Annotated in this window: 13 protein-coding genes; 1 reads left to right on the forward strand and 12 read right to left on the reverse strand. The window is 63.4% G+C overall.

Annotated features, from left to right (window positions below; genetic code table 11):
• Positions 1-2 precede the first annotated feature (2 nt).
• From CCX87_RS12070 to CCX87_RS12080, 3 genes are all read right to left on the reverse strand, one after another.
• Positions 3-362, reverse strand: a complete 360-nt coding sequence (locus CCX87_RS12070) for a DUF3742 family protein (RefSeq protein WP_029885970.1) — start codon at positions 360-362, stop codon at positions 3-5.
• Positions 363-446: 84 nt separating this feature from the next.
• A complete protein-coding gene (locus tag CCX87_RS12075) occupies positions 447-1079 on the reverse strand; it encodes an RES family NAD+ phosphorylase (protein ID WP_029885971.1) in 633 nt (210 codons plus the stop codon).
• Between the two features lie 12 nt (positions 1080-1091).
• Positions 1092-1718: a hypothetical protein gene (locus CCX87_RS12080; RefSeq protein WP_029885972.1), complete on the reverse strand. Its 627-nt coding sequence runs from the start codon at positions 1716-1718 to the stop codon at positions 1092-1094.
• A gap of 317 nt (positions 1719-2035) precedes the next feature.
• Between CCX87_RS12080 and mobH the strand changes: the two genes are divergently transcribed.
• Entirely contained in the window at positions 2036-3874 is a 1839-nt protein-coding gene (mobH, locus tag CCX87_RS12090; RefSeq protein WP_023435209.1) for a MobH family relaxase, read from the forward strand.
• 77 nt (positions 3875-3951) lie between these two features.
• On the opposite strand, the gene CCX87_RS12095 is transcribed toward mobH, so the two are convergent.
• The 9 genes from CCX87_RS12095 to frmR all read right to left on the reverse strand — a co-directional run bounded on the left by CCX87_RS12095 (position 3952) and on the right by frmR (position 15534).
• Positions 3952-6603, reverse strand: a complete 2652-nt coding sequence (locus CCX87_RS12095; protein WP_029885973.1) for an excinuclease ABC subunit UvrA — start codon at positions 6601-6603, stop codon at positions 3952-3954.
• Between the two features lie 25 nt (positions 6604-6628).
• Positions 6629-8494, reverse strand: coding sequence for a Na+/H+ antiporter NhaA (gene nhaA / locus CCX87_RS12100; RefSeq protein ID WP_029885974.1), 1866 nt, complete (start codon positions 8492-8494; stop codon positions 6629-6631).
• Positions 8495-8550: 56 nt separating this feature from the next.
• Positions 8551-9864: a replication-associated recombination protein A gene (locus CCX87_RS12105; protein WP_006402503.1), complete on the reverse strand. Its 1314-nt coding sequence runs from the start codon at positions 9862-9864 to the stop codon at positions 8551-8553.
• Between the two features lie 51 nt (positions 9865-9915).
• The gene (locus CCX87_RS12110; protein WP_023103888.1) at positions 9916-11223 is read right to left on the reverse strand and encodes an NAD(P)/FAD-dependent oxidoreductase; all 1308 of its coding nucleotides are present in this window, start codon (positions 11221-11223) and stop codon (positions 9916-9918) included.
• Positions 11224-11241: 18 nt separating this feature from the next.
• Positions 11242-12072, reverse strand: a complete 831-nt coding sequence (gene fghA / locus CCX87_RS12115) for an S-formylglutathione hydrolase (protein WP_087746543.1) — start codon at positions 12070-12072, stop codon at positions 11242-11244.
• Positions 12073-12130: 58 nt separating this feature from the next.
• A complete protein-coding gene (locus tag CCX87_RS12120) occupies positions 12131-13465 on the reverse strand; it encodes a DUF3422 family protein (protein WP_023435206.1) in 1335 nt (444 codons plus the stop codon).
• A 182-nt stretch (positions 13466-13647) separates the two neighbouring features.
• Positions 13648-14046 (reverse strand): VOC family protein, encoded by a 399-nt coding sequence (locus CCX87_RS12125; RefSeq protein WP_023435205.1) that lies wholly within the window; start codon positions 14044-14046, stop codon positions 13648-13650.
• Positions 14047-14089: 43 nt separating this feature from the next.
• The gene (locus tag CCX87_RS12130) at positions 14090-15199 is read right to left on the reverse strand and encodes an S-(hydroxymethyl)glutathione dehydrogenase/class III alcohol dehydrogenase (protein WP_023435204.1); all 1110 of its coding nucleotides are present in this window, start codon (positions 15197-15199) and stop codon (positions 14090-14092) included.
• Between the two features lie 59 nt (positions 15200-15258).
• Positions 15259-15534 (reverse strand): formaldehyde-responsive transcriptional repressor FrmR, encoded by a 276-nt coding sequence (gene frmR / locus CCX87_RS12135; protein ID WP_007182548.1) that lies wholly within the window; start codon positions 15532-15534, stop codon positions 15259-15261.
• Positions 15535-15736 lie beyond the last annotated feature (202 nt).

Here is a 15736-nt window from a genome sequence, read left to right on the forward strand (position 1 = left end):
AATTAATCGTCCTCGACATGAGGATCAATGCGAAAACCGTCGTAGGTGTATAGGCCAAACCCTGCTGGTCCGTTTCGCCACTCTGGCTCGGGCAATTCATCGCCCAGGTCGGCATTGCGGGCCATCCAGGCAACCACCATGACCAACACCAGCAGCAGAGCCAGCCAGAAGGTGCTGTAGAGCAACACTCCGAGCGCGGCCAGCTTGACTATCCACACAATCGCGGCGGCGCCAGCTCGCGGCAGTCCCTTGGATACCAGCCAGTTCGACGCCCGCCGTTCGCCGCGAGCATAGGCGCGCCATCCGCGGCCAAAGGCGCGGCCGAGACGTTCTGCAGTGCTGGTGCGGGTTGTGGTATTCATGGTCGTCTCCTGCTACTGAGGGATGCCTATTCCGGTGTGCTCCACGTCATTCAGATTGGGGCTTCAATATGTTCTCTTTCTGCTTCAGGACGATCCGTCATCCGGTTCTACCGGGCCGGGGTCGGGTTCCACGCCGATGCGGTAGGTGGCAACGAAACGCGGCCAGTCCGCATGGTCAACCAGATCGATGTCCTCGATGACGCTGACCTTCGTTTCCGCACGCTCGAACAGCGCGATGCTCTTGGCGGGATAGTTGTTGCGCGACGGATAGAGCACCCCGTCGAACAGCGGCTGGCCGTCGTCGCCGAGCATCGCATGCACCTGGGCGGACACCTGCTGCGTGTGCGTGTAGTCACGGCTGGCCAACTGCTCCAGGTTCAGACCAAAGTAGCCCGCCATGACGCCCGGTGCCGTGAGATCGGCCAGAAGCACGTCGGCCACCACCCCTACGGCGCGCACCATCCTGCCCTGGACTTCTTTCAACGCGATCGAGCGCTTCGCGTCATCAAGCCACTGATGCTTGTGAAACACCGACTCCATCAGCGCCGTGGGCAGGTCGCGCCCCAGGTAGAGCACGCCGTAGGCCCGGGCCGGGTCGTCGTAGCGATTGGTGCTGCCGCGGCCATAGTACAGCGGGCTGCCCCGATAGACGACGCGGCTCACATGCTGGAGCAGTTCACCGGCATCGATCAGGAACGAAGGCAGCTCGTGGCTCATGGCGGTCTCGCTTCAATGCACCTGAACGCCCAGCACGTTGAACACGGCCTCGGCCACGTCGTCGATCGTGCCATGCGTCACCGCATCCACCGGCGAGCGACCGCCCAAGCCTTCGAGCGGTTCGGACAGTGCGCGGTAGATCGTCCAGTGATCGATACCCTCGACCTCCTGAAGCACGGTTTGGGTCAACTGCTGCTTTACCGGGTCGAGCTGCCAGTCGGGCAGCTTCTGACCGCGCGGCCCAACGTTCAGCGCCAGCAGCCGACGCGCGAGGATGTCCTTGTAGATCTGCTGGCGCGACTTGTCCGCCAGCTTGGCGAACTCGGTGGGCGGCAGGTTGTGCGGCTGGTTGAAGGCTTCCAGCAGCACAGCGCGGCCTCGCTGGACGTCGGTTTCATTCGGTGCCCAGCGCGTGTCGGCGCGCAGCGCGGCCGCCTTGCGTGCAAGGGCCTGACCAACGGTCTCGCCCTCCAAGTTAGCGGGCAGTGTCACCGCTTCCACACGCTCGTGGACGAACGCCTGCAACTCGGCCGCGAAAGCCGTGGCATCCCGGATTTCGACGGTATCCGCGAAGCGGCGCACATCTTCCACCGTGACGCGCGGCAGACGGTCGGCAATGAATTCAATGGCAGTGGGCATGGTCATCTCCCGAGTAGGTTTGAGACAGGATTCACTCTAGTCGCCTTTGTCGCGCTTGTCAACTTTGTCGCCTAGAGAGCAACCTACCTGGCGGAAGCAGCGTCTTCGCAGCATAGACCGAGGCCAGCGCCTGGTCGCCGTCCAATGCATTCGAGCGAGTTCCACATTGACGGTGGAGCCGCAATCCAAGCCCCGCTATACCGAAACGGTTAAAGGCCAAAGGGCCGAAATGGCAAGGGAATGGGGTGCAAGGGGAAAGGCCCTACCTCGAAAAGGCCAAAAGGCCTCCCGGTCGGCCCGTCATTAGGACACCTCACATGCTCTCCCTGTTCCAGCGAAAACGGCCCTCGGTCGCTGCCGATCCATCGCCAGCACCCGCCATCGATCTCCCGAAAGGGCTGCTGCGGCCTGGGTCGGCCGCTTCGCTGCTGGCGACGCCGCGCCGACAGAAGCTGCTGGAACACATCTGGCAGCGCACGTCGCTCTCGCGCAGGCAGTTCGCCACCTTGTACCGGGCGCCGCTGGAACGCTACGCCGAGCTGGTCCAGGCCTTCCCGGCTTCCGAGGCGCATCATCACGCATACCCCGGCGGCATGCTGGACCACGGCCTGGAAATCGTCGCCTACAGCCTGAAGCTCCGGCAGTCCCATTTGCTACCCATCGGTGCCAGTCCCGAGGATCAGGCGGCGCAGTCTGAGGCCTGGACCGCCGCCGTCGCCTATGCCGCGCTGCTCCACGACGTTGGCAAGATCGCCGTCGATCTGCACGTCGAACTGGCCGACGGGACCGTGTGGCATCCGTGGCATGACCCTCTGGTCCAGCCATACCGATTCCGCTACCGCGAAGACCGCGAGTACCGCCTGCACAGCGCCGCGACGGGGTTGCTCTACCGCCAACTGCTCGATCGCCACATCCTGGACTGGCTCAGCGGCTATCCATCTCTCTGGGCACCGCTGCTTTACGTCCTGGCCGGACAGTACGAGCACGCCGGCGTGCTGGGAGAACTGGTCGTACAGGCCGACCGCGCTTCCGTGGCTCAGGAGTTGGGCGGCGATCCAGCCCGCGCCATGGCAGCGCCCAAGCACGCACTGCAACGCAAGCTGCTGGACGGGTTGCGCTACCTGCTCAAGGAACAGTTGAAGCTGAACCAGCCGGAAGCCTCCGATGGCTGGCTCACCGAGGATGGTTTGTGGCTGGTGAGCAAGACAGTCTCGGACAAACTGCGCGCACATCTCCTGTCTCAAGGGATCGATGGCATTCCTGCGAACAACACTGCCGTGTTCAACGTGCTGCAGGATCACGGCATGCTCCAGCCTACCTCGGACGGCAAAGCGGTCTGGCGCGCGACCGTGACCAGCACGACCGGCTGGTCCCATTCGTTCACCCTGTTGCGTCTCGCTCCCGCGCTGATCTGGGAGTCTGGCGAGCGACCAGCACCTTTCGCAGGCACGGTAGAGATCGACGCGACGCCCGCAGAAAACGATGCCAGCACGTCGGCTCCCGCGCCTACTGTCTCGGGGAAACCAGCGCAGGGAGGTCAAGAACCTCCAATTTGGGAGGGCGACGGCACCACCATCGTTTCACCTCCCGCAGCCCAGCCCATGCCCGACGTCATGGAGGACTTGCTCGCGATGGTGGGCTTGGGTGAGTCGGCCGGCGTTGGCCAGGATGCCGAGGAGTTCTTCCACACTCCCACGCCAGCGACAGCCGCAACCTCCCTTCCATCACCTGCACCTGCGCCTACGCCTCTGTCATCGGCGACGAAGCCATCCGGGGAACATTTCATGGCTTGGCTGAAGCAGGGAATCGCCTCACGACGGCTCATCATCAACGACGCGAAGGCGCTCGTGCATACGGTGAATGACACGGCCTACCTGGTCAGCCCTGGTGTGTTCCAACGCTATGCGCAGGAGCATCCCGAAGTGGGCGCGCTTGCCAAGCAGGAGAATCAACAGGATTGGCAGTGGATGCAGAAGCGCTTCGAGAAGCTGCAGCTACATCGCAAGCACCCCAATGGCCTGAACATTTGGACTTGTGAAGTCACGGGCCCGAGGAAGTCCCGCCGACTGCATGGCTACCTCCTGGAAGATGGGTCCTTGGCATTCCCCGAAATACCGCCCAACAATCCCTATCTTGCTCTGACTCAGGAAGGATGACGCGATTCGGGCATTGATCGCCACCACCGTGTGGCGATCAATGCCCCGCGAAAGCTGGCAACATTTAGCGAACTGAGCTACTCGGCCCGCGCCAACTCCTGTGCAAGGAACGGAGCGGTTCGGCTGCCAGACGTTCGGGCCACCTGCTGAGGGGAACCCGCCACTACGATGCTGCCGCCGGCAGCGCCCGCGCCCGGCCCCACGTCGATCACCCAGTCGGCCTGGGCCACCGCGCGCATGTCGTGCTCGATCATCACCACGGTATTGCCGGCATCGACCAGGCGCTGCAACTGCACCAGCAGCCGGTCGGCATCCGACGCATGCAGTCCGGTGGTCGGCTCGTCGAGCACGTACAGGCTTCGGCCGCGCTGGCTGCGCTGAAGCTCGGTCGCCAGCTTGATGCGCTGCGCCTCGCCACCGGAAAGCTCAGTGGCCGGTTGCCCCAGGCGCAGATAGCCCAGTCCGATATCACGCAGCAGTTGCAGTGGCCTTGCCACCGCATCTTCACCCTCGAAGAATTCGCTGGCCTCGTCCACGGTCATCTGCAACACCTCGGCGATGTTGCGCCCGTTCCACTGCACCTTCAGCGTGGCCTCGTTGTAGCGTGCGCCATGGCACGTAGGGCACGGCGCGTACACGCTGGGCATGAACAGCAGTTCCACGCTCACGAAACCCTCGCCCTCGCAAGTCTCGCAGCGCCCCTTGGCAACGTTGAACGAGAACCGTCCGGCGTCATAGCGGCGGCGTCGCGCATCGGGCGTGGCGGCGAACAGCTTGCGTACATGATCGAACAGGCCGGTGTAGGTAGCCAGGTTCGACCGCGGCGTGCGCCCAATCGGTTTCTGGTCCACCTGCACCAGGCGCTGTATGGCGTCCACGTCGCCCGCCAGATGACCACCGGTCGCTTCGATCACGGCCGGCCCTTCACTGGTGGCGTTATCGGCCGCATCGTCTTCAGGCTCGTGGCCCAGGTGTAGCAGCACCAACTCCGGCAGGGCCTGCGCGACGAGGCTGGATTTGCCGGAGCCGGAGATACCCGTGACGGCTGTTAGCACGCCCAGCGGAATGCGTGCATCCACGCCATGCAGGTTGTGGCGGTGAATGCCCTGCAGCTCCAGCCAGCCGGTCGCTTCGCGTGCTCGGCTTCCCGGCGCGGGGATCTCGTCGAACAGGTAGCGTGCAGTACGCGATTCGGCAATCTTGCGCAGGCCATCCGGTTCGCCGCTGTAGAGCACGCGGCCGCCACGCTCCCCGGCATCCGGCCCGACATCGACCAGCCATTGCGCGCGGCGCATCAGGTCAAGGTCGTGCTCCACCACGAACACCGAGTTACCCGCATCGCGCAGCCGGTCGAGCGCGTCGTACAGGGCCTGGCTGTCGGAGGGATGCAGGCCCGCCGAGGGTTCGTCGAGCACGTACACGACGCCGAACAGCAGGGAACTCAATTGCGTGGCCAACCGCAGGCGTTGCAACTCGCCGGCCGAAAGCGTCGGCGTGGCTCGGTCCAGCGTCAGGTAACCCAAACCCAGCCCACGCAGTTGACGCAGGCGCGCCATCACGCCACCGGCCAGGCGCTGCGCGGCGAGGCGCTTTTCTTCCGATAGCGCCGAGGTGCGGCGCACGTCGGGCGATACCGCATGGACGGCGCGGCCGGAGGCCGCGCGTTCGGCACGGTCGCGTCGGGTCGCTTCCTTGTCCGTAGCCGCCCCCGCTGCATGGGCGCGGAAATCGCCCTGGGCGATGGGTTCGAGCAAGGCCGCCAACTGATCCAGCGGCATCTGCATGAACTCGCCGATGTCCACGCCGGCGAACGTGACCGACAGCGCCTCGGGCTTGAGCCGCTTGCCGTGGCAGGTGGGGCACGGTTTGCCCTCCATGAACCGGGACACGCGCTTTCTCATCAGCGCGCTCTGGGTGTTGGCAAAGGTGTGCAGCAAATACCGTCGGGCGCTGGTGAAGGTGCCCATGTAGCTCGGCTCCATCTTGCGTTTGAGCGCGGCGCGGGTCTCGGCAGGCGTGAAGCCGGCGTACACCGGCACCGTCGGTGTTTCCTCGGTGAACAGAATCCAGTCGCGATCCTTCTTCGGCAGGTCCTTCCACGGTCGGTCAACGTCGTAGCCCATGCTGACCAGGATGTCGCGCAGGTTCTGGCCTTGCCAGGCGGGGGGCCAGGAGGCGATCGCCCGCTCGCGGATGCTCAGGGAGGGATCGGGCACCATGTTGGCCTCGGTCACCTCGTACACATGGCCCAGGCCGTGGCAGGTCGGGCACGCTCCCTGCGGCGTGTTGGGCGAAAAATCCTCGGCGTACAGCATGGGCTGGTTGGCTGGGTAGGCGCCAGCGCGCGAATACATCATCCGCACCAGGCTGGACAAGGTGGTCACACTGCCCACAGAGGAACGCGCGTTGCTGGAGCCCCGCTGCTGTTGCAGCGCCACCGCCGGCGGTAGGCCGTCGATCGCATCGACGTCCGGTACGCCGGCCTGGTCGATCAGTCGCCGCGCATAGGGGGCCACCGACTCGAAGTAGCGCCGCTGGGCCTCGGCATAGATGGTGCCAAAGGCCAGCGAGGACTTCCCGGAGCCGGAGACACCCGAGAACACCACCAGCGCGTTACGCGGGATGGCGACATCCACGTCCTTGAGGTTGTGCTCGCGCGCGCCGCGCACTTCCACCATGCCGCTGGCGGCAGCGGTACAAGAGGATTCACCGAAAGAATTGTTTGGCATGTTTTTATCCGGTAGTTCGTCCCGCTCAGGACGGGACTTCCTGAGTTCGGGTGCCGCGGCGGCTAGCTTCGAGCGCTGCGGTGACAGAGCGGGCGTCGTAGCTGCCGCGCAGGCGGCGACCCTCGACGAAGAACGTCGGCGTGGCGTGCGCACCGCTGGCGACCGCACTGGCGAGGTCGCGCTCGACACGCTCGATCACCGCAGGGCTGTCGAGATCCGCGATGAACCGATCGACGTCGAGCCCAAGCTCTGCGGCGTAGCCGATCAGATCCTCGCGCTCCAGCGCGTGCTGACGGGTGAACACGAAGTCCAGCCACGGCCAGAACATCCCCTGATTCGATGCCGCCTCGGACGCACGCGCGGCGATCGGCCCATGCGGGTGGTGCGGCAAGTGGCGCACCACATACCGCAGGTCGTCCCCGAAGTGGGCGCGCAGATCCTCCCAAGAACCGGTAGCGTGCGCACAGTACTCGCACTCGAAGTCCACGTACTCCACCAGCGTGAGCTGCGCGTCCTCTGGCCCGCGAATGTGATCGACCTCGGGATCGACCGGCGGCTCAAGCACCATCGGCAGATCGGCGGTCTCCTCACCCCACCTGCGAGCGGCAACCTTGAAGATGAGCCACCCGAGCAACGTGGCGAGCATCATCGACACGAGCACGCCGACCGTCGCCTGGCGGCCCAGGTCGGAGGTCGTGCCGAACGCGAGCCCGATGATCAGCAGCGACACGGTGAAGCCGATCCCGGACAGCGCCGCCCCACCGAACACGCTCCCCACCCCGACGCCCTCGGGCAGCCGGCCCAGGCCGAGACGGACGGCGACGAGCGTGGTGAGCCCGATGCCCAGGAGCTTGCCGAGCACGAGCCCCGCGATGACGCCCCAGGTCACGGGCGAGCCGAAGGCCTCAGCGAGCAGCCCGCCACGCAGGTCCACCCCGGCGTTCGCCAAGGCGAAGATCGGCACGATCAGCAGCGCCGTCGGCAACCGCAGGAACTCGTGCAATCGCTCGTTCACCGAGATACCCCGGGACAGCCCGCAGTCCACCGCGCGGGCCGATGCGGCACTCGGCGACTGCCAGAAGTCGCGGAACAGTTGTCTTGCCGCAACGACCCCGTGACGTTGCGTCGCATAGGCGGGGATCAGCAGCCCCGCGGCCATCCCGGCGAGGGAGGCATGGATGCCGGAGTACAGGGTTGCGAGCCACAGCACGATCACGATCAGCACATACGGCATTGCCCGCCACTGGCGGGTGCGCCCCAGCCACCACAGCGCAACGAGACTGGCGAGGGCGATCAACAACGGGACGACCCGGATCTCCTCGCTATAGACGATGCCGATGATGGACACGGCGAGGAAGTCATCGACCACGGTCAGGGTGAGCAGGAACACACGCAACTGACCGGACAGCCGCGGACCGACGATCGCCAGGGTGCCCAGCATGAACGCCGTATCGGTGCCGACCACCGCACCCCACCCGTGCAGGCCCTGACCTCCGGCCAGCCCCACGAGCAGGACGTACACCAGAGCGGGAAGCACGACACCCGCGACACCCGCGATCAGGGCGAGACCGGCACGGCTGCGATCCCGGAGCGATCCGTGGGCGAACTCCTGACGCACCTCCAGGCCGATCAGGAAGAAGAAGACGACCATCAGGCCGTCGTTGACCCAGTGATGCAGATCCATGTGCAGGCCCAATGGCCCAAAGTTGAACCCGACGTCCAGGTGCCACAACCCGAAATAGGCATCGGATAGCGGCGAGTTCGCCCACGCCAGCGCCACAACCGTGACGATCACCAGCAGCACCGCCGCCCCGGACTCAGTGCGTAGATAGCGGGCAACTCGACTCCGTCTGATATTCGCAGAGGATTCACCGAGAGAAGCGTCTGGCATGTTCTTATTCTGTAGTTCGTGAGGTAGCGATGGGCCGATTTCGGGGGGGATATCGGTCAAGTGTACGGGCTTAGCGGCGTCGCGTCATCGAGCGAGCGCAGCCAAGTGAGCCTTTCTCCCAGCCTTCGCTCGACGCCCCTGTCCGTTGGCTGGTACCAGCCCGGCCGCGCCACGCCCTCGGGAAAATAGGTTTGCCCAGCGGCATAGCCGTTGGGCTCATCATGCGCGTAGCGGTAGCCTTCGCGATAGCCCATCTGCTTCATCAGCTTCGTCGGCGCATTGCGAAGATGGAGCGGCACAGCCTGGGAGCCGCTGCGCTTGACGAATGCCTTGGCCTGATCCCAGGCGGCATAGGCGGCATTCGACTTGGGGGCCAGAGCGAGGTAAGTCACCGCCTGGGCCAGCGGTATCTCGCCTTCGGGTGAGCCCAGCCTGTCGTAGGCCAGCGCGGCATTGAGTGCCAGTTGCAGCGCCTGCGGGTCGGCATTGCCGATGTCTTCGCTGGCCATCACCACCATGCGGCGGGTCACCTGGCTCACGTCGCCGCTGCCGTCGAGGATGCGGGCCAGCCAATACAGGGCCGCATCGGGGTCGGAGCCCCGTAGCGACTTGTGGAAGGCTGAGAGCTGCCAGTAGAACTCGTCACCGCCCTTGTCGAACCTGCGCAGCGATGGACTCGTGGACAGATTGGCGAACTCGCCATCGACCACGGTCTTGCCCGCGCCCGACGCCGCATTCGTCACCTGCTCAAGCAGATTGAGGAAGCGCCTGCCATCGCCATCGGCAAAGCCCTTTAGCAGGTCCAGCGCGTCCGCGTCCAACTTGACGCCCTGGAGATGCGGCAGTGCGCGTTCGTAGAGCTGGTTCAGTTCGTCGCTGGACAGCGGTTCGAGGGTATAGACCTGCGCGCGCGAGAGCAGTGCGGAATTGACCGCCAACCCCGGATGCTCGGTCGTCCCCCCCACCAGGGTCAGGAGCCCCGACTCGACATGGGGCAGCAGGGCATCCTGCTGCGCCTTGTTGAAGCGATGGATCTCATCGACGAAAAGCACCGTCGATCGACCATGGTTGTCCAGTTCAGCCTGGGCCTCGTCGATGGCTTGCCGGATGTCCTTCACCCCGGCCAGCACGGCCGAGATGGCGATGAATCGGCTGTCGGTCGCACTGGCGGCCAGGCGCCCCAGGGTGGTCTTGCCCACGCCTGGCGGCCCCCAGAGGATGAACGAGTGCAACTTGCCCGCCTCGAACGCGAGACGCAGCGGCTTGCCGGGGCCGAGCAAGTGCCGTTGCCCGACGAATTCATCCAGCGTCTTGGGCCGCAGGAGTTCGGCCAAGGGAGGCTTGGGCTTTGTCGTGAATAGATCGGTCAAGTTGCTCTCCCTGGCATTTCTGATAGTTGACGTTCCGATAAGGTGGGCACCTCAATCCAGAGAGCCGGATTTATCCAACGCTGTGGGCTCTTTGTCGGCAATCGCATGCATGATGATGCGAGAGCCGCGGTAGCCGATGCTGTGGTTCCATACCCAGCTCAAAGCGACGCTGAGACGATTTCGCGTACCGATCAGAAAGTAGATATGCGCGAGCTTCCAGATCCACCACGCAAAGGCACCACGCAGCTTAACCCGCCCCATGTCAATCACGGCCAGGCTGCGGCCGATGGTGGCCAGGTTCCCCTGATGCCGGTATATGAAAGGCCCGTCAGCGGACTTGCCTTTCAAACGCCGTCCAATGAGGTTGGCGACGTACTTCCCTTGCTGTTTGGCGGCCGGGGCGATGCCCGGTACGGGCTTCCCGTCGGCCATAGTGCACGAGGCGGTATCGCCGATGGCGAAGACCTCCGGGCGACCAGCCACCGTCAGGTCGGGACCAACGACCACTCGACCCGCACGATCAGACGCAGCACCCAACCAGCGAGCCGCGGGAGACGCCTTGACCCCTGCGGCCCAGACGATGGTCTTGGCCGAAAGGGGCTTGCCGCCATACACCACGCCGTCGGCCGAGCATTCGGTGACCGGCGTACCCAGCACGACCTCGACCCCGAGCTTTTCGAGTGCCTGGCGCGTATAGGCCGAAAGATCCTCTGGAAAGACCGACAACAGACGCGGGCCCGCCTCGATCAGTACAACCCGGGACGTGCTCGGGTCAATAGAGCGGAAGTCACGCGCCAGCGTGTCTCGTGCAAGCTCGGCGATGGTCCCGGCCAATTCAACCCCGGTGGGACCACCACCGATGATGACGAACGTCTGCAGCGCGGCACGCTGCTGAGGATCGCTCGTGAGCTCGGCCTCCTCGAAAGCCGCGAGGATTCGGCCCCGAATGGCCGTGGCATCTTCCAGCGTCTTCAACCCCGGCGCAAAAGCCCCCCATTCGTCGTGTCCGAAATAGGCATGGGTAGCGCCTGTCGCGAGTACGAGCGTGTCGTAGGTTTGGCGTGAGCCATTGTTGAGAATGACCTGACGCGCGTCCTGGTCGATGCCTTCCACTTCCGCCATCAAGGTGTTCACTTCCGGGCGATTGCGGAAGAGATAGCGAATAGGCCATGCGATCTCGGATGTCGAAAGTGACGCCCCTGCAACCTGGTAAAGCAAGGGTTGGAACAGGTGATGATTGCGCCGATCGATGATCGTCACATCGACCTCGGCACCAGCAAGCTCGTTGGCAACCTCGATCCCGCCGAAGCCCGCTCCGATAATGACGACGTGATGTCGGTTTTTGGAGGTCTTTGTCATAACCTGATCTCATCTCTCTCAGCGTTTCAGCGCCGATGCGTGGTATGCCATATGCTCGCCAATGAAACTGGCAATGAAGTAGTAGCTGTGGTCGTAGCCAGGGCGCAGATTCAACGTGAGCGGGTGCCCCGTCTCGTCGCAGGCTTTGCGCAGCAGATCGGGCTGAAGCTGACTCTCCAGGAACTCGTCGCCCAAGCCCTGATCCACCAGCAGCGGCAGACGCTCCTGCACGGTGCGAATCAGCTCCACGGTGTCGTACTGCTTCCACGCCTCCCGGTCGCTGCCCAGGTACGCCTCGAAGGCCTTGTGTCCCCAGGGAACCTGGGTGGGCGCGACGATGGGCGAGAAGGCCGAGACGCTTCGATAACGGCCCGGGTTGCGCAGGGCGATGACCAGGGCGCCATGCCCGCCCATGGAATGGCCGCTGATGCTCCGCTCCGCCGTCACGGGAAAGTGGGCCTCGATCAGCGCCGGTAGTTCCTGCACCACGTAGTCATACATCCGATGATTCGCAGCCCAGGGTTCCTGCGTGGCGTTGACGTAGAAACCCGCCCCCTGTCCGAGGTCATAGGCGGGATCGTCGGCAACGCCTTCGCCGCGTGCGCTGGTATCGGGCGCGACGACGGCAATGCCATGTTCGGCTGCGTAGCGCTGGACGGCGGACTTGGTGATGAAGTTCTGCTCGGTGCAGGTGAGGCCTGAAAGCCAGTACAGCACCGGCACCTTGCCGTGCTGTGCCTGCGGAGGCAGATAGACGCCGACCTTCATCGTGCAACCGAGCGTCGTGGATTCATGCTGATAAACGTCCTGCCAACCATCAAAGCTGGCGTGATGTTCGATGCGTTCCATGGTGTTCTCCTATGTTCAAAGGAACGGCGCAGCTCTCGCGCACCAGGACGGCAGCTCTTCAGGAAGATTTCTCTTCCGCTGCCGTGTCACCGTGGGCGTGTCTGATCCTGCGCACGATCCACCAGATCGTCAGCATCACCGCAGGCACCAGAACCGCCATCACCGGCGCCACGCTGTCGTGAACCATCGGAATGCCCTTGAGTAAATAGCCGAGAAGACTCACGACGTAATAAGAAATTGCCGCGACCGACAGGCCTTCGACGGTTTGCTGAAGGCGCAATTGCATCTTGGCCCGGTTGTTCATCGACGCAAGCAGATCGCGGTTCTGGCGTTCAAGCTCGACGTCGATCCAGGAACGCAGCAACGCGATGGCCCGGGTCAGCTTGTCGGAGAGCTTGGTCTGGCGCTCCTTTACGGATTGGCATGTCCGCATGGCGGGAGCGATGCGACGCTGCAGGAAATCCGCCCAGGTGAAGTACCCGGATACGGCTTCTTCCGAAAGCGCTGCCAGCCTTTCCTCGACGATCTCGTAGTAGGCACGGCTGGCGCCGAAGCGATAGAGATTCGCCGCAACGCCAGCTTCCAGCTCGGCAGCCAGGGCGGTCAATTCGGACAGCAGCACGTCGCTGTCGCGCCGTTCCACCAAGCTCGTACACATCTCGTCGGTGATCGCCGCAAGGCGCGACTCCATGCGCCGCAGCTCCGACGTCATCGACCGCGTCAACGGCAAGGACAGCAACGCCAAGGTGCGGTAAGTCTCGATCTCCAGCAGACGTTGAGCCAGCGCACCCGCCCGCGCCGGGGTCAAATCGCGGGCCAGGACGAGCATCTGCGTCAGGCCATCCTCATCCTGTCGAAAGTCGGTCAGGATGGCGGCAGAGCCGTTCTCCACCAGCGAGTAGCACAGGCTGGCAGGATCGAAGCGATCGACCTCCTTCTCCGTTTCCGGCGTCCACGGAAGAAGTCTCAAACGGATGCCGGATACGACCGGGCCGGGAGGAACAAATCCATGCTTGAACGGATTTTCGCCGCACGGCTCTCCCGTCTCGGAATCCAGCGAAGCGCACCATAGATACGTCGAGAACTCGGTGTGCTTTTCGCAGTGCAGGTCTCCTTCATCCCATGTCACGCCGTGAAGCGGCGTAGCATGGTCGGGTTCGGCAACGCCGAAGCGATGAGACAACTCACTCATCGCCATCTGATCCCTGGCCTGATCGCCTTCGGTAATGAAAGCGAGCTGCAATATGCTGCGGGGGGCCTGAATCAACAGATGCGGGCGCGCATGCACTTCACCCACGGCCGCAGCACGATCGGCATAGGCCGGCATGCCGTACACGGTGGCGGTCGGGGCGGGTTGTACGGTCGTCGTATTGATGTTGGCCGGCTCTTGCATAACGACCTCATTTCTCATTGGTTGAAAAACACGCTTCAAAGCAAATGCCCGCAGCCATGCGTTTCGCACATGGCTGCGGGCCGATCTTCATGAGCGGGCACCGCTCTACACGGTCCGTCCAATAGGCTCGCCGTGTAGAGGCTTGTGCTGGCCTTTTCAGAACGCCCTCAGCTTCCTGGCTTTCAGACGAAGGTGTACGCGCAAACCTTGTTGCCCGCCGGATCACGCAGGTAGGCCGCATAGGCACCCGGCAGGTGGCCACGCGGGCCGGGCTGGCCCTCGTCGGTGCCGCCTGCGGCAAGGCCGGCGGCGTGGAAGGCGTCCACTTCGGCGGGAGTGGCGGCCGCAAAGCCGACCGTCACGCCGTTGCCGGAAGGCGCTTCACCATTGCCCGGACGAGCGATGATGAAAGCCGGCTTTTCGCGACCGAAAAGCACCCATCCGTTGCCGAAAGGACCGAGGTTCTTGATGCCGAGAGCACCCAGAGCGGCGTCATAGAACGCGGTCGACTTCTGGAGGTCGGCGGCGCCGACGAAGACGTGCGAGAAGATACCGTCGCCGGAAATGACAGGATTGGACATGGTTAATTTCCTTGGTGGTTGGTGTTGAATGGATAGTGGGTGATCAGTAGTGGATCACCGTGCGAATCGACTTGCCTTCATGCATCAGGTCGAAGGCCTTGTTGATGTCGTCGAGGCCCATGGTGTGGGTGACGAACGGGGCGAGATCGATCTCGCCTTTCATTGCGTCTTCCACCATGCCGGGAAGCTGAGTGCGGCCCTTGACCCCACCGAAAGCCGAACCCTTCCAGGTGCGACCGGTGACCAACTGGAACGGGCGGGTCGAAATTTCCTTGCCAGCACCAGCCACGCCGATGACGATCGACTGGCCCCAGCCGCGGTGGGCAGCTTCCAGAGCCGAACGCATCACGTCGACGTTGCCGATGCACTCGAAGGTGTGATCGACACCCCAGCCGGTCATCTCGATCAGAACCTCGTGAATCGGCTTGTCGAAGTCCTTCGGGTTGAGACATTCGGTCGCGCCGAAGGTACGAGCCAGTTCGAACTTCGCCGGATTGGTATCGATGGCGATGATGCGGCCCGCTTTGGCCTGGCGTGCACCTTGAATCGCAGCGAGACCGATGCCGCCGAGGCCGAAGATGGCCACCGAGTCGCCGGGCTGTACCTTGGCCGTGTTGTGCACGGCGCCGATGCCGGTGGTCACGCCGCAGCCCAGCAGGCAGACGTGCTCGGGATTGGCGTCCGGGTTGATCTTGGCCAGCGAGACTTCGGCGACGACCGTGTATTCGCTGAAGGTCGAGCAGCCCATGTAGTGGTAAAGCGGCTGACCGTTGTACGAGAAGCGAGTCGTACCATCGGGCATCAGCCCCTTACCCTGGGTTGCACGAACCGCGACACACAGGTTGGTCTTGCCGGACTTGCAGAACAGGCACTCGCCGCACTCGGCGGTATAGAGGGGAATGACGTGATCGCCAGGCTTCACGCTGGTCACACCTTCACCCACCTCCACGACGATACCCGCACCTTCATGACCCAGCACGACCGGGAAGAGACCTTCGGGGTCGTCGCCCGACAGGGTGAAGGCGTCGGTATGACAAACGCCGGTGTTCGTGATCTTGATGAGCACCTCGCCCTTGCGCGGCGGCTCGACGTCGATCTCGACGATTTCTAGCGGCTTTCCTGGCCCAAAGGCAACTGCTGCACGTGATTTCATGATGTCGCTTCCTTTACTAGCTAACTAAATTTGCCCTCACCGAGGGCACCCTGGTGCCTCTACCGCAGATAGGAGCGGACGATAGAGATGGTCTCGTCAATGGACTTGTTCTGCGAATCGCTCCTGATTTCGCTACTGGGAAACTCTTCCCGCAGATAGCTCTCCAGAACGGTTGCCATCAATCCGTTGACTGCCCCACGAACGGCCGCAAGCTGCTGAAGAATTGCAGGACATTCCGCACCTGCATCAAGCGCTTGCTCAAGAGTCGCTACCTGACCTTTGATGCGCCTGATGCGCGTCAGTGCTTGCTTCTTTTCTTCCGGGCTGTGTGGCATCGAACACCTCTCTACTTGGGTACATCGCCGCATTATACAATACTCCCCCATAGTATATGCGGCCGAACTTCGCCACAAATTCTGTGCTCTTCGAGCACTCTTACAGGCTAGTACAGATTTGTTCCCAAGAAGCGCAAAACATTCAAATCAATGAATATTTTTTGCATGTATCGACAGCATCGGGGCAAGTTCAAAACTGGTC

Source organism: Acidovorax sp. T1 (assembly GCF_002176815.1).
Lineage (GTDB): Bacteria > Pseudomonadota > Gammaproteobacteria > Burkholderiales > Burkholderiaceae_C > Acidovorax.

Excerpts from the sequence above, each read along its gene's own strand:
- CCX87_RS12125 (WP_023435205.1), bottom strand. The coding sequence starts at position 14,046 with ATGTCCAATCCTGTCATTTCCGGCGACGGTATCTTCTCGCACGTCTTC.
- CCX87_RS12130 (WP_023435204.1), bottom strand. The coding sequence starts at position 15,199 with ATGAAATCACGTGCAGCAGTTGCCTTTGGGCCAGGAAAGCCGCTAGAA.
- mobH (WP_023435209.1), top strand. The coding sequence starts at position 2,036 with ATGCTCTCCCTGTTCCAGCGAAAACGGCCCTCGGTCGCTGCCGATCCA.
- frmR (WP_007182548.1), bottom strand. The coding sequence starts at position 15,534 with ATGCCACACAGCCCGGAAGAAAAGAAGCAAGCACTGACGCGCATCAGG.
- CCX87_RS12120 (WP_023435206.1), bottom strand. The coding sequence starts at position 13,465 with ATGCAAGAGCCGGCCAACATCAATACGACGACCGTACAACCCGCCCCG.
- nhaA (WP_029885974.1), bottom strand. The coding sequence starts at position 8,494 with ATGCCAGACGCTTCTCTCGGTGAATCCTCTGCGAATATCAGACGGAGT.
- CCX87_RS12080 (WP_029885972.1), bottom strand. The coding sequence starts at position 1,718 with ATGCCCACTGCCATTGAATTCATTGCCGACCGTCTGCCGCGCGTCACG.
- CCX87_RS12075 (WP_029885971.1), bottom strand. The coding sequence starts at position 1,079 with ATGAGCCACGAGCTGCCTTCGTTCCTGATCGATGCCGGTGAACTGCTC.
- fghA (WP_087746543.1), bottom strand. The coding sequence starts at position 12,072 with ATGGAACGCATCGAACATCACGCCAGCTTTGATGGTTGGCAGGACGTT.
- CCX87_RS12070 (WP_029885970.1), bottom strand. The coding sequence starts at position 362 with ATGAATACCACAACCCGCACCAGCACTGCAGAACGTCTCGGCCGCGCC.
- CCX87_RS12095 (WP_029885973.1), bottom strand. The coding sequence starts at position 6,603 with ATGCCAAACAATTCTTTCGGTGAATCCTCTTGTACCGCTGCCGCCAGC.
- CCX87_RS12110 (WP_023103888.1), bottom strand. The coding sequence starts at position 11,223 with ATGACAAAGACCTCCAAAAACCGACATCACGTCGTCATTATCGGAGCG.